This window comes from Streptomyces sp. 7N604 (genome assembly GCF_052245475.1).
GTDB lineage: Bacteria > Actinomycetota > Actinomycetes > Streptomycetales > Streptomycetaceae > Streptomyces.
Genome location: NZ_JBQQBX010000009.1, coordinates 1 through 13,650 on the forward strand (window position 1 = coordinate 1; position 13,650 = coordinate 13,650).

Consider the following 13,650-nt stretch of genomic DNA (forward strand, 5'->3'; position numbering starts at 1 on the left):
TTTTGGGGGGGAGGGGGGAACCCCCCCCCCCCCCCTAAAAAAGACCCCCCACACCACGGCTAGCGGCCGTTGAAGGCGTCCTTCAGGCGGGAGAAGAGGCCCTGCTGACCCGGCTGGAACTGGCCCAGCGGCCGTTCCTCGCCGCGCAGCTTCGCCAGTTGCCGCAGCAGGTCCTCCTGCTGCGGATCGAGCTTCGACGGGGTCTGGACCTCGACGTGGACGACCAGGTCGCCGCGCCCGCCGCCGCGCAGGTGCGTGATCCCGCGCTGGTGCAGCGGGATCGACTGCCCGGACTGCGTCCCCGGCCGGATGTCGACCTCCTCGAGCCCGTCCAGCGTCTCCAGCGGCACCTTCGTGCCGAGCGCGGCCGCCGTCATCGGGATGGTGACCGTGCAGTGCAGGTCGTCGCCGCGGCGCTGGAACACCGCGTGCGGCAGCTCGTGGATCTCGACGTACAGGTCGCCCGCCGGGCCGCCGCCCGGGCCGACCTCACCCTCGCCCGCGAGCTGGATGCGGGTGCCGTTGTCGACACCGGCCGGGATCTTGACGGTGAGCGTGCGCCTCGACCGTACGCGCCCGTCGCCCGCGCACTCCGGGCACGGGTTCGGCACGACCGTGCCGAACCCCTGGCACTGCGGGCACGGCCGCGAGGTCATGACCTGCCCGAGGAAGGACCGCGTCACCTGCGAGACCTCGCCGCGGCCGCGGCACATGTCGCAGGTCTGCGCCGACGTCCCCGGCGCCGCGCCCTCGCCGCTGCACGTGGTGCAGACGATGGCCGTGTCGACCTGGATGTCCTTCGTCGTTCCGAAGGCCGCCTCGTCCAGCTCGATGTCGAGCCGGATCATCGCGTCCTGGCCGCGCCGCGTACGCGACCGCGGCCCGCGCTGCGACGCGGTGCCGAAGAAGGCGTCCATGATGTCGGAGAAGTTGCCGAAGCCCGCGCCGAAGCCGCCCGCGCCGCCACCGGCGGCGGCGCCGGAGAGCGGGTCGCCGCCGAGGTCGTAGACCTGCTTCTTCTGCGGGTCCGAGAGCACCTCGTAAGCGGCGTTGATCTCCTTGAACCGCTCCTGGGTCTTCGGGTCCGGGTTGACGTCCGGGTGCAGCTCACGAGCGAGGCGCCGGAACGCCTTCTTGATCTCGTCCTGCCCTGCGTCGCGGCGCACGCCGAGGACGGCGTAGTAATCCGTGGCCACTTACGACTCCGCCAGGATCTGTCCGACGTAACGTGCCACTGCGCGTACCGCTCCCATCGTTCCGGGGTAGTCCATGCGGGTCGGTCCGACCACGCCGAGTTTGGCGACTGCCTCGTCGCCCGAACCGTAGCCGACCGCGACGACCGACGTGGAGTTCAGTCCTTCGTGAGCATTCTCATGCCCGATTCGTACGGTCATGCCCGGGTCCTTGGCCTCCCCGAGCAGTTTGAGGAGCACCACCTGCTCCTCGAGAGCTTCCAGCACTGGCCGGATGGTCAGCGGGAAGTCGTGCGCGAAGCGGGTGAGATTGGCGGTGCCGCCGATCACCAGGCGCTCCTCGGTCTCCTCGACCAGGGTCTCGAGCAGGACGGCCAGGACCGTGGAGACGGTGGCCTGGTCCTCCGGGTCGAAGGAGTCGGGCAGGTCCTGCACGAGCTGGGGCACATCGGAGAACCGCCGGGCGACGATCCGGCTGTTGAGCCGCGCCCGCAGGTCGGCGAGCGAGGTCTCGCCGAAGGGCGCCGGGAGGTCCACCATGCGCTGCTCGACGCGGCCGGTGTCCGTGATCAGCACGAGCATGATCCGGGCCGGGGCCAGCGACAGCAGCTCCACGTGCCGGATGGTCGAGCGCGTCAGCGACGGGTACTGCACCACCGCGACCTGCCGGGTCAGCTGCGCGAGCAGCCTGACCGTACGGCCCACCACGTCGTCCAGGTCGACGGCGCCGTCCAGGAAGTTCTGGATGGCCCTGCGCTCGGCCTGGGACAGCGGCTTGACACCCGCCAGCTTGTCGACGAAGAGCCGGTAGCCCTTGTCGGTCGGGATACGGCCCGCGCTCGTGTGCGGCTGGGCGATGTAACCCTCGTCCTCCAGCACCGCCATGTCGTTGCGGACGGTCGCCGGGGAGACGCCGAGGCCGTGCCGCTCCGTGAGCGCCTTGGAGCCGACCGGCTCCTCCGTGCCCACGTAGTCCTGGACGATGGCGCGCAGCACCTCGAGTCTGCGTTCGCTGAGCATGCGCACACCTCCAGCTGCGGTTCCTCGGCCCTCTGCTTGGCACTCACTGTGTCTGAGTGCCAGCTTCCCCCGAGCCAGTGTACGGCGCACTGGTATGACCAGGGCAAGGGCGGCCCACCTGCCGGGTTCCCGCCGGCCGGGGATGGCGGCCGGCGGGAACCCGGCAGCGGGCAACGCTACCTGGCTGCGACTAGCGTCGTCGTATGAACCGGACTTGGGAAGAGGCGGGCTGGGAGCAGCTTGCGCCGGGCGTCGCCCGGCGGAGGCTGCCCGGCTGGGACGCGACGGCGGGCCTCGTCCACGGCCCGTCCGCGGTGCTGATGGTGGACGCGGGAGCCACCCTGCGCGAGGGCGCGGAGCTGCGGCGGCAGGCGGAGGAGATGCTCGGCCGCCAGGTGACGCATCTCGCGCTCACCCACCCGCACTTCGATCACGTCCTGGGCGCCGCGGCCTTCGCGGGGACGCAGGTGTACGGCGCGATCCGGATGGACCTGATGATGGGCGGGCAGCGGGCGCGCGCGACGCTGCGCGAGGACGCGATCCGGCACGGGCTCGACCGGGAGGCCGCGGCGGAGGCGGCCGAGTTGCTGGTCCGGCCGCACCACCTGATCAGCGGGGACATGACGGTGTCGCTCGGCGACGGGCGCGAGGCGGTGCTGGTGAACGTCGGACCCGGGCACAGCGGCCACGACCTGGCGGTGCTCGTGCCGGGCCGCGGGGGCGCGCCGAGCGTCGTCTTCTGCGGCGACCTGGTGGAGGAGTCGGGCGAGCCGCAGGCCGGGCCCGACGCCATTCCGTCGCAGTGGCCCGCGGCGCTGGACCGCCTCCTGGACCTGGGCGGCGAGGACGCGCTGTACGTGCCCGGGCACGGAGCGGTGGTCGACGCCCGCTTCGTCCGGGCCCAGCGCGACGAGCTGGCGGCGCGCTTCGGCGTGTCGTAGGCGCACGGGGGCGACGGCTCCGTAGTGTCGGCCGGATGCGCAGCAGCAGACAGTACGGGCCGGATCTCACGCCGCCGTGGAAGAAGCAGAAGCCCGCGCCCGAGGTGCCGGCCGAGATCGACCTGGTGGTCGAGGAGGTCACCACCGGCTTCTGCGGTGCCGTCGTCCGCTGCGAGAAGACGGCCCAGGGCCCGACGGTCACCCTCGAGGACCGCTTCGGCAAGCACCGCGCCTTCCCCATGGAGCCCCGCGGCTTCCTGCTGGAGGGGCGCGTCGTCACGCTCGTACGCCCCTCGGTGGCGGCCCCGCGTACGCCGACCCGTACGGCGTCGGGCTCGGTCGCCGTCCCCGGGGCGCGGGCAAGGGTCGCGCGCGCCGGGCGGATCTACGTCGAGGGGCGGCACGACGCCGAGCTCGTCGAGCGGGTCTGGGGCGACGACCTGCGCATCGAAGGCGTGGTCGTCGAGTACCTGGAGGGCGTGGACGACCTTCCGGCGATCGTCCGCGACTTCGCGCCCGGCCCGGACGCCCGCCTCGGCGTGCTCGTCGACCACCTGGTCCCGGGTTCGAAGGAGTCCCGGATCGCGGCGGAGGTGACGGGCCCCGACGTGCTGGTGGCCGGACACCCCTACATCGACGTCTGGGAGGCCGTGAAGCCGTCCTCGGTCGGCATCCCGGCCTGGCCCGCCGTGCCGCGCGGCCAGGACTGGAAGACGGGGGTTTGCCGGGCGCTCGGCTGGCCGGAGAACACGGGCGCCGCGTGGCAGCGCATCCTGCGTTCGGTCCGCAGCTACAAGGACCTGGAGCCCGCCCTGCTGGGCCGGGTCGAGGAGTTGATCGACTTCGTCACGGCTCCGGCCTGACCCGCACATCGTCCCCAGGCCCCGGGAGGATGGGCGGGCAGGGGAGCGCGCTAGTCGACCAGATCACGTACGACCGCGTCGGCCAGCAGCCGCCCGCGCAAGGTCAGCACCGCCCGGCCCGCCTCGTACGGTCCCCGCTCCAGCAGTCCGTCCGCCAGCGCCCGTGCCGCGGCCCGCGCGCCCGCCGGGGCGAGCAGGTCCAGCGGGCACCCCTCGCCGAGGCGCAGCTCGAGCAGGATCCGCTCGACCCGGCGGTCCTCGGCGCCGAGCACCTCGCGGCCGGCCCCCGGGGAGCGGCCCTCGCTCAGCGCCTGCGCGTACGCGCCCGGGTGCTTCGCGTTCCACCAGCGGACGCCGCCGACGTGGCTGTGCGCGCCCGGCCCCGCGCCCCACCAGTCGGCGCCGGTCCAGTACAGCTCGTTGTGACGGCAGCGCCCGGCTTCCGACGTGGCCCAGTTCGACACCTCGTACCACTGGAAACCGGCGGCCGACAGCGTCTCCTCGGCCATGAGGTAGCGGTCGGCGTGCACGTCGTCGTCCGTCATCGGCACCTCGCCGCGCCGGATGCGGCGGGCGAGCTGCGTGCCCTCCTCGACGATCAGCGCGTACGCGGAGACGTGGTCGGGGCCCGCTCCGATCGCCGCGTCCAGCGAGGCGCGCCAGTCCTCGTCGCTCTCCCCCGGCGTCCCGTAGATCAGGTCCAGGTTCACATGCTCGAACCCGGCGGCGCGGGCCTCCGCGACGCAGGCCTCAGGGCGCCCGGGGGTGTGCGTACGGTCGAGTACCTGCAGGACGTGCCGGCGCGCGCTCTGCATCCCGAAGGAGACGCGGTTGAAGCCGGCGTCCCTGAGCTCTGCGAGATAGCGCGGATCCACGGACTCCGGGTTGGCCTCGGTCGTGATCTCGGCGCCGTCCGCGAGGCCGAACTCGTCCCGGATCGCGGCGAGCATCCGCCCCAGGTCGTCAGCGGCGAGCAGAGTCGGCGTCCCGCCCCCGACGAATACGGTCTCGGCCCGGCGGGGGTCGTCGCCGAGCACCTTCCGGGCGAGCCGGATCTCCTCGGTCAGGGTGTCGGCGTAGTTGTCGCGCGAGGCCAGAACGCCGCCGGAGCTGCGCAGCTCGCTCGCGGTGTAGGTGTTGAAGTCGCAGTAGCCGCAGCGGGTCGCGCAGTACGGCACGTGCAGGTAGAAGCCGAGGGGACGGGCGGCCGCGCCGGCGAGCGCGTGACGGGGCAGTGCGCCGTCGCTGGGCATGGGCTCGCCGTCGGGCAGGGCGGATGGCATGCCCCCATTGTCCCCCGCCCCGGGGAACCGCCGACCGGGGAGCCCCGGCCACGCTTCCACCCGACCGGCGCTTCGCGCCGGAACCTTCCCGCCCACCTGCCCTTGAAAGGGCAGGTGGGCGGGAAACGGCGCGAGGCCGGGTGGGGGTGCCGGGGCCGCGCCGGAGGGGGTTACGCCTCGCGTGTGCCGTCGTACATCTCGTCGATCAGGTACCTGAACTCGCGCTCCACCACGGGCCTCTTCAGCTTGAGGCTCGGCGTCAGCTCACCGTGCTCGACGTCGAGATCGCGCGGCAGGATCCGGAACTTCTTGATCGTCTGCCACCGCTGCAGCCCCTCGTTCAACCGCTTGACGTAGCCGCCGACCAGCTCCTCGACCTCCTTGGACATGACCACGTCGGCGTACGGCTTGCCGCCGAGGCCGTGGTCGGCGGCCCAGGCCGTGATCGAGGGCTCGTCGAGCGCGATGAGCGCCGTGCAGAAGTTCCGGTCGGCCCCGTGGACCAGGATGTTGGAGACGAACGGGCAGACCCCCTTGAACTGCCCCTCGACCTCGGCCGGCGCGATGTACTTCCCGCCCGACGTCTTGATCAGGTCCTTCTTCCGGTCGGTGATCCGGAGGAAGCCGTCGGGGGACAGCTCGCCGATGTCGCCGGTGTGCAGCCAGCCGTCGGGCTCCAGCACCTCGTAGGTCTTCTCCGGCAGCCCGTGGTAGCCCTGCATGATGCCCGGGCCGCGCAGCAGGATCTCGCCGTCGTCGGCGATCCGTACCTCCGTGCCGGGCAGCGGCTTGCCGACCGTGCCCGTGAGGTAGTTCTCGCCCGGGTTGACGAAGCTGGCGGCGCTGGACTCGGTGAGGCCGTAGCCCTCCAGGATGTGGATGCCGGCGCCGGAGAAGAAGTAGCCGATGTCGGGCGCCAGCGCGGCGGACCCGGACACGGCGGCGCGCAGATTGCCGCCGAAGGCCTCGCGCAGCTTGGCGTAGACGAGCTTGTCGGCGATGGTGTGTTTGACCGTGAGGCCGAGGGGCACCGACCTGACGCCGGTGCGGCGCAGGCTGTCCTGCGAGACCTTCGCGTACTCGCGTGCGACGCCCGCCGCCCACTGGAAGATCTTGTACTTGGCAGCGCCGCCCGCACGGGCCTTGGCCGCGACGCCGTTGTAGACCTTCTCGAAGATCCGGGGCACGGCGGCCATGTAGGTCGGCTTGACCACCGGGAGGTTCTCGATGATCTTGTCGATGCGGCCGTCCACGGCGGTGACGTGGCCGACGCCGATCTGGGCCGAGATCAGCACCTTGCCGAAGACGTGCGCCAGCGGCAGCCACAGGTACTGCACGTCCTCGCGGTTCACCATGCCGTTGGCCTCGATGGCCCGGGCCATGTACGACCAATTGTCGTGCGGCAGCCGCACGCCCTTGGGGCGGCCGGTGGTGCCGGAGGTGTAGATCAGCGTGGCCAGCTGCTCGGGAGTGATCGCGCTGATCCGCTTGTGTACGACGTCCGGGTTCTGCTCCAGGTGGACCGTACCGCGCCACTCCAGGTCGGCGAGCGAGAGCACCCAGCCGTCCGGGTCGCCCGGAGCGGGCTGCGCGTCAGCCTGCTCGATCACCACGACGTGCGCCAGCGCGGGGAGCTCGGCCCGCCGCTCGCGGACCTTGGCCAGCTGCTCGCCGTCCTCGGCGATCAGGATCCGGCTGCCGGAGTCCGCGAGGATGTACGCCGTCTCCTCTGCGTTGGTGGACGGGTAGACCGTGGTCGTGGCCGCGCCCGCGCAGAGGATGCCGAGGTCGGCGAGGATCCAGTCGAGGCGGGTGGCGGAGGCGATGGCCACCCGCTCCTCGGGACGTACGCCGAGGTCGATGAGGCCGGCGGCGATGGCCAGAACCCGGTCCGAGGACTGCTTCCAGGTGAGCGAGCGCCAGTCGTCCGGGCCCTCGCCGGAGGCGGGCGGTACGGGGTAGCGGAAGGCCTCCGCATCCGGCGCGGCCTCGACCCGCTCCAGGAAGAGTGTCGCCACGGAGGGCGGCCGGCTTTCGATCAACATCTTTGTGTCGCTCACGACATCCTCCGAGCCCCGTGGCAGCGCTGTGTGGGAGCTGTTCATCTGCCAACTGTTTAACTGGCGAGTAACCTCGAGCAAGGCATCAGCGTAGGGCGCGTTCCGCCTTTGCGTAAGGGGTGAAAGCGCATTCGTTGAGGCGCTTCCCCGCTAGCGGAGGGAACGAATCCGTCATCTGCCGGTCATGGCGAACGAACACGGAGAAGCGGGCCCGGATCGACATGTCCGGACCCGCTCGCGCGCTGCGCACAGCGCAGGCGGCGGCCCGGGCTCAGCCCGCCGCGGGCAGGCCACCGAGCAGCCCGCCGTTCCCGCCGGGGCCGCCCCTCTTCCCGTCGACGTTCGCGCCGACGTTCCCGGAGGCACCGTTCCCGCTGCCGTTCCCGCCGACGTTCCCGGAGCCGCCGACGTTCCCGGAGCCGAGGCCGGTCACGCCGAGCAGCCCGGGGGCCCTGGTGTTCCCCTGGCCGCCCTGGCCGCCCTGACCGCCCTTGCCGGGCGTGCCCTGGTTCCCCTGGAGGGCGGCCTTGTGCTTGCCTGCGGCCTTGTGGGCGGCCTCGGTCGTCCTCGGGTCGAGCTTCTGACCGCTGCCCTGCAGCGCCCGGGCCACGGACCCCAGCAGGCCGTTGACCGGATGGTCCGCCGGGTTCTTGACGTTCGCGAACGGCTGCTCCTCCAGCAGGTTGATCTTGCCCGCCGGCGTCCTCGCGTAGGCGGCGGGGGAGTCCTGGCCGCCGCCGTCGGCAAAGGCGGATGATCCGGTTCCGAGGGCCATGACGGAGCCGACGACGACGGCGGCAGCCTTCGTGTACTTCACTTCAGCATCCCTTCCCGGGCGGTGTCCGCGCGGCACGACCGTCGTACCGCCCGGGGGGCCACGCGCCGCGGCCTGCCCGGAACACCGCTGCCGCCGTGCGTAACGGCACGTTTCTCCCGGGAGAAACAGGAACGCCCGGCATTCACCCGGATGCCACACGAAGACGCCCGCCCCCCGGATGCAGAGAACGGGCGCCTTACGTCCTGGTCCTACTTCTTCGCCTTCGCCTCGCCGCCGGACTCGTCGGTGGACAGCACCGCGATGAAGGCCTCCTGCGGGACCTCCACGCTGCCGACCATCTTCATCCGCTTCTTGCCTTCCTTCTGCTTCTCCAGCAGCTTCCGCTTACGGGAGATGTCACCGCCGTAGCACTTGGCGAGGACGTCCTTGCGGATCGCGCGGACCGTCTCGCGGGCGATGACGCGGCTGCCGATGGCGGCCTGGATCGGCACCTCGAAGTTCTGCCGCGGGATGAGCTCGCGGAGCTTGGCGACCAGCCGCACCCCGTACGCGTACGCCTTGTCCTTGTGCGTGATCGCGGAGAAGGCGTCGACCTTGTCGCCGTGCAGCAGGATGTCGACCTTGACCAGGTCGGCGGTCTGCTCGCCGGTGGGCTCGTAGTCGAGCGAGGCGTAGCCGCGGGTCTTGGACTTCAGCTGGTCGAAGAAGTCGAAGACGATCTCGGCGAGCGGCAGCGTGTAGCGCAGTTCGACGCGGTCCTCGGAGAGGTAGTCCATGCCGAGCAGCGAGCCGCGCCGGTTCTGGCAGAGCTCCATGATCGCGCCGATGAACTCGCTCGGGGCCAGGACGGTGGCCCGTACGACCGGCTCGTGCACCTCGGCGATCTTGCCGGTGGGGAATTCGCTCGGGTTGGTGACCGTGTGCTCGGTGCCGTCCTCCATGAGCACGCGGTAGACCACGTTGGGCGCGGTGGCGATCAGGTCGAGGCCGAACTCGCGCTCCAGCCGCTCCCGGATGACGTCCAGGTGCAGCAGGCCGAGGAAGCCGACGCGGAAGCCGAAGCCGAGCGCGGCCGAGGTCTCCGGCTCGTAGACCAGCGCGGCATCGTTGAGCTGCAGCTTGTCCAGGGCCTCGCGGAGTTCCGGGTAGTCGGAGCCGTCCAGGGGATAGAGGCCCGAGAACACCATCGGCTTCGGGTCCTTGTAGCCGCCGAGCGGCTTCTCGGCGCCCTTGGTCAGCTGCGTGATGGTGTCGCCGACCTTGGACTGGCGGACGTCCTTCACGCCGGTGATCAGATAGCCCACCTCGCCGACGCCGAGGCCGTCCGCCGGGGTCATCTCGGGCGAGTTGGTGCCGATCTCCAGCAGCTCGTGCGAGGCGCCGGTCGACATCATCCTGATCCGCTCGCGCTTGCTGAGCTGCCCGTCGACGACGCGAACGTACGTGACGACGCCGCGGTACGAGTCGTAGACCGAGTCGAAGATCATCGCGCGGGCCGGGGCGTCGGCGACGCCCACCGGGGCCGGGATCTCGGCGACGACCTTGTCCAGCAGCACGTCCACGCCGATGCCGGTCTTGGCGGACACCTTCAGGACGTCGTCCGGCTCGCAGCCGATGAGGTGCGCCAGCTCCTCGGAGAACTTCTCCGGCTGGGCCGCCGGCAGATCGATCTTGTTGAGGACCGGGATGATCGTGAGGTCGTTCTCCATCGCCAGATAGAGGTTGGCGAGGGTCTGCGCCTCGATGCCCTGGGCCGCGTCCACCAGCAGGATCGTGCCCTCGCAGGCCGCGAGGGAGCGGGAGACCTCGTAGGTGAAGTCCACGTGGCCCGGGGTGTCGATCATGTTGAGGATGTGGGTGCTGCCCTCACCCTCCCCGGTGGTCGGCGCCCAGGGCAGCCGGACCGCCTGGGACTTGATCGTGATGCCGCGCTCGCGCTCGATGTCCATCCGGTCGAGATACTGGGCGCGCATCTGGCGCTGCTCGACGACGCCGGTGAGCTGCAGCATGCGGTCGGCGAGCGTCGACTTGCCGTGGTCGATGTGCGCGATGATGCAGAAGTTGCGGATCCGCGCCGGGTCGGTACGGCTCGGCTCCGGCACGTTGATAGGGGTCGCGGGCACGCAGGGTCCTGTTTCTTGAGGCGTCTGCCGCCTCTGGTCGGATCGATACGTAGCCTCCATAGTCCCACGGCCGCCGGGGGACGACCGGTTTGGGAGGCCATCACGGCTGCTGGTAGCCTGGGGCGCTGTGCCTCGTGCCCTCTCACACGCGGCGCAGCTCGGGGATCCCTCAGGGATCCGGCCCGAGAACCAAGCGCAAGAATCCAGACGAACCTGCAAAGGCTCTTTACGTGGCGAACATCAAGTCCCAGATCAAGCGGAACAAGACGAACGAGAAGGCGCGCCTGCGCAACAAGGCCGTCAAGTCCTCGCTCAAGACCGCGATCCGCAAGACCCGTGAGGCCGTCGAGGCGGGCGACGTCGAGAAGGCCACCGCGGCCGCTCGCGAGGCGACCCGCAAGCTCGACAAGGCCGTCAGCAAGGGCGTGATCCACAAGAACCAGGCCGCCAACAAGAAGTCGGCGCTGGCTCAGCGGGTCTCCACCCTCCAGGGCTGACACCCCGGGCTCCAGGGCTGCTGCCCCGGGGCCGACACCGAACGGCAGCCCTCGCGCCGCACGCGCCCTGGCTTTCGCAAGCCGGGCCGACTGTCGATGCGGCACCTTCGAGCCCTCTACCTCGAAGCGCGACAGGCCACGTAGTACGCCACGCTACGTCGATGCCCCCGGACCCACTCCGGGGGCATCGCTGTTTTTCCACGCTGCTTTCTCTCGGGTTTCTCTCCGGTTTCTCTCCGGTTTCTCTCGGGCAACTCGCCAACCGGACCGGTGTTTCCGTCCGCACTCCGCTCCTGGTCGGACGTCGGCGTGCCGCCGCCCGATCGACGGCCCGAGGGCGGCTACCGGCTGTACGGAGCCGAGGCCATCGCCCGCCTCGAACTTCCTGGCGCAGGCACTGCGAGCCGACCCTGCGGCGTGCACGTGCAGTTGGCGCAGTTCCGTACACGTACACGTCCGGTATCTTCACCGCATGTCGACAACGGGGGATCAGCCGAATCCATACGCCGCCCAGCCGTACGGGGCTCAGCCGCAGCAGCCGCCTGGCCTGCCGGGCCCGCCCGGCCATGCCCAACCCGGGGGACCTGGTGGGCCTGGTGGGCCTGGTGGGCCTGGTGGGCCTGGTGGGCCTGGCGGGCCTGGCGGGCCTGGCCCGCAGGGGCCGTACGTGCCGCCGCAGCCGGGTGGATACGGCTTCGGCCCTCCCGTGCCTCCCGGGCCGCTCGCACCCGGTGGGCCGTCCGCCGTGGGGCGGAGCCGCAGCTGGCTGTGGGCGCTGGGCGGGGCGGTCCTCGCCTCCGCCGTGTGGACCGCCGTCGTCTTCGCGCCCGGCGGGTTCGCGGACCAGGGGCAGGAAGGGAGCGGCAGCCCCGACCTCGCGGGCTACGAGTTCCGCAAGAACATCTGCCCGGACACCGACCTCTCGGCCCTCAAGGAGGAGTACCCGGAGGAGGAATCGAAGCCGACGAGCGAGGCGACCACCCACAAGGCGCTGGACGCCATGTGGTGCACGACCACGCTGAAGCCCTCGGGCGCCGAGTACTCGAACGCGACCGTGAGCGTGGAGATGTGGCTCTACAAGAAGACCGACCCGGCCGCCAACTTCGCCGCCCAGTACGAGAGTTTCGAGCAGCGGGGCGACGACGAGAACGCGTACGCCGTGCGGAAGGTCGCGGGCATCGGCGACGTGGCGTACCTGGTGACACCTGAAGAGCCGCGGGAGACCGGCTCGTCGGCGTATCTCGCGGTGCGCGAGGGCTGGATGACGTACCAGATCAGCTGGAGCAACTACGTCTCCTCCAACGACACCGGAGTCACGGAGCCGGACCTCTCGGAGGTCGAGGAGATGCTGAAGCTGGACACGAAGGCGACGCTGGCGAAGCTGAAGAGCTAGCGGGGCCTCTCGCGGGGGCGGGAAGGTCCGCGGGGCGGGAACCCCGGCGGGGACGGGACGGCGGGTTTCCGGCGGGGCGAGAAGGCCGCGGGACGGGAAGGCGCGGATTCCGGCAGCGCGTACCGCGGCTCCGACGCCGGTCAGCGGCGGCGCGCGGGGCGGGCCGCGCGGGCCACCGCCACCACGGCCTTCTCCAGCGCGTACCCGGGGTCGTCCCCACCGCCCTTGACCGCCCCGTCCGCCTCGGCCACCGCCCGCAGCGCGGCCGATACGCCGTCGGCCGACCAGCCGCGCATCTGCTGCCGCACCCGGTCGATCTTCCACGGCGGCATGCCCAGCTCGCGGGCCAGGTCGCCGGGGCGCATGCCGCGCGGTGCGGAGGCGAGCTTGCCTATGGCCCGTACGCCCTGGGACAGCGCGCTGGTGATCAGGACGGGAGCGACGCCGGTGGCCAGCGACCAGCGCAGCGCCTCGAGGGCCTCCGCGGTCCTCCCCTCCACCGCCCGGTCGGCGACCGTGAAGCTGGATGCCTCGGCGCGGCCCGTGTAGTAGCGGGCGACGACGGCGTCGTCGATCGTGCCCTCGACGTCCGCGGCGAGCTGCGAGCAGGCGCTCGCCAACTCGCGCAGGTCACTGCCGATCGCGTCGACCAGCGCCTGGCACGCCTCGGGCGTCGCGGAGCGGCCCGCGCCGCGGAACTCGGACCGTACGAACGCCAGCCGGTCGGCGGGCTTGGTCATCTTCGGGCAGGCGACCTCGCGGGCCCCCGCTTTGCGCGCCGCGTCGAGCAACGCTTTGCCCTTGGGGCCGCCCGCGTGCAGCAGGACCAGCGTGATCTCCTCGGCGGGGGCGGAGAGATACGCCTTGACGTCCTTGACCGTGTCGGCGGACAGGTCCTGGGAGTTGCGGACCACGACGACCTTGCGCTCGGCGAACAGCGACGGGCTGGTCAGCTCGGCGAGCGTGCCGGGCTGCAGCGCGTCGGGGGTGAGCTCGCGCACGTCGGTGTCCGCGTCGGCGGCCCGCGCCGCGGCGACCACGTGCTGCACGGCGCGGTCGAGGAGGAGGTCCTCCTGGCCCACGGCGAGCGTGACGGGGGCGAGCGCATCGTCGGTCGTCGAAGTCGTCGTCGCGGTAGTCGCGGTAGTCGCGGTAGTCGCGGTAGTCGCGGTAGTCGCAGTCTTCCTGGCCATCGTGGTCCAGCATCCCACGTGCCACTGACAATCCGGCCCTGGCGCAGAATGACCTGGTGAGCGACGTTCGACATGTACTGGTCCTGCCCGACCGCGACGCCGCGGAGGAGGTGGCCGAGGCCCTCGCCCGCCGCTTCGGGATCACCGAACAGCCCCGCCTCGTACGGGACGCACTCGCCGGCGAGGACGACGCCGAGGACGCGCAGTGGCTCGTGGTGGTCGAGGACCCTGCCGGGCGGCTGGACGCGGCAGCGCTGGACGCGCTCGCGGAGGAGTACGAGGGCTGGCTGGAGTCGGAATAGGACG

At 71.4% G+C, this 13,650-nt stretch carries 12 protein-coding genes; 5 read left to right on the plus strand and 7 right to left on the minus strand.

Annotation, left to right across the window (positions count from 1 at the left end):
* Positions 1-59: 59 nt before the first annotated feature.
* Together dnaJ and hrcA are read right to left on the minus strand one after the other, a co-directional pair.
* A complete protein-coding gene (gene dnaJ / locus ACTWP8_RS11655; RefSeq protein ID WP_443314850.1) occupies positions 60-1,196 on the minus strand; it encodes a molecular chaperone DnaJ in 1,137 nt (378 codons plus the stop codon).
* On the minus strand, positions 1,197-2,213 hold the full coding sequence (hrcA, locus tag ACTWP8_RS11660; protein ID WP_443314849.1) for a heat-inducible transcriptional repressor HrcA: 1,017 nt from the start codon (positions 2,211-2,213) through the stop codon (positions 1,197-1,199).
* 203 nt (positions 2,214-2,416) lie between these two features.
* Between hrcA and ACTWP8_RS11665 the strand changes: the two genes are divergently transcribed.
* Both ACTWP8_RS11665 and ACTWP8_RS11670 read left to right on the plus strand, forming a co-directional pair.
* Complete coding sequence (locus ACTWP8_RS11665; protein WP_443322072.1) at positions 2,417-3,154, plus strand: MBL fold metallo-hydrolase; 738 nt, start codon at positions 2,417-2,419, stop codon at positions 3,152-3,154.
* 35 nt (positions 3,155-3,189) lie between these two features.
* Positions 3,190-4,017, plus strand: a complete 828-nt coding sequence (locus ACTWP8_RS11670; protein WP_443322073.1) for a DUF3097 domain-containing protein — start codon at positions 3,190-3,192, stop codon at positions 4,015-4,017.
* Positions 4,018-4,067: 50 nt separating this feature from the next.
* Here the strand turns inward: ACTWP8_RS11670 and hemW are convergent, their stop codons facing one another.
* The 4 genes from hemW to lepA all read right to left on the minus strand — a co-directional run bounded on the left by hemW (position 4,068) and on the right by lepA (position 10,261).
* Positions 4,068-5,300 (minus strand): radical SAM family heme chaperone HemW, encoded by a 1,233-nt coding sequence (gene hemW, locus ACTWP8_RS11675; protein WP_443314846.1) that lies wholly within the window; start codon positions 5,298-5,300, stop codon positions 4,068-4,070.
* Between the two features lie 170 nt (positions 5,301-5,470).
* Positions 5,471-7,345, minus strand: coding sequence for an AMP-dependent synthetase/ligase (locus tag ACTWP8_RS11680; RefSeq protein WP_443322225.1), 1,875 nt, complete (start codon positions 7,343-7,345; stop codon positions 5,471-5,473).
* Positions 7,346-7,631: 286 nt separating this feature from the next.
* Entirely contained in the window at positions 7,632-8,177 is a 546-nt protein-coding gene (locus tag ACTWP8_RS11685) for a hypothetical protein (RefSeq protein WP_443322074.1), read from the minus strand.
* 209 nt (positions 8,178-8,386) lie between these two features.
* Positions 8,387-10,261, minus strand: a complete 1,875-nt coding sequence (gene lepA / locus ACTWP8_RS11690) for a translation elongation factor 4 (protein ID WP_443322075.1) — start codon at positions 10,259-10,261, stop codon at positions 8,387-8,389.
* Positions 10,262-10,491: 230 nt separating this feature from the next.
* Between lepA and rpsT the strand changes: the two genes are divergently transcribed.
* Together rpsT and ACTWP8_RS11700 are read left to right on the plus strand one after the other, a co-directional pair.
* The gene (gene rpsT / locus ACTWP8_RS11695; protein WP_443322076.1) at positions 10,492-10,758 is read left to right on the plus strand and encodes a 30S ribosomal protein S20; all 267 of its coding nucleotides are present in this window, start codon (positions 10,492-10,494) and stop codon (positions 10,756-10,758) included.
* A 745-nt stretch (positions 10,759-11,503) separates the two neighbouring features.
* Positions 11,504-12,151, plus strand: a complete 648-nt coding sequence (locus ACTWP8_RS11700) for a hypothetical protein (protein ID WP_443322077.1) — start codon at positions 11,504-11,506, stop codon at positions 12,149-12,151.
* Between the two features lie 140 nt (positions 12,152-12,291).
* Here the strand turns inward: ACTWP8_RS11700 and holA are convergent, their stop codons facing one another.
* Positions 12,292-13,344, minus strand: coding sequence for a DNA polymerase III subunit delta (gene holA / locus ACTWP8_RS11705; protein WP_443322078.1), 1,053 nt, complete (start codon positions 13,342-13,344; stop codon positions 12,292-12,294).
* A 56-nt stretch (positions 13,345-13,400) separates the two neighbouring features.
* Between holA and ACTWP8_RS11710 the strand changes: the two genes are divergently transcribed.
* Positions 13,401-13,646: a hypothetical protein gene (locus ACTWP8_RS11710; RefSeq protein WP_443322079.1), complete on the plus strand. Its 246-nt coding sequence runs from the start codon at positions 13,401-13,403 to the stop codon at positions 13,644-13,646.
* Positions 13,647-13,650 lie beyond the last annotated feature (4 nt).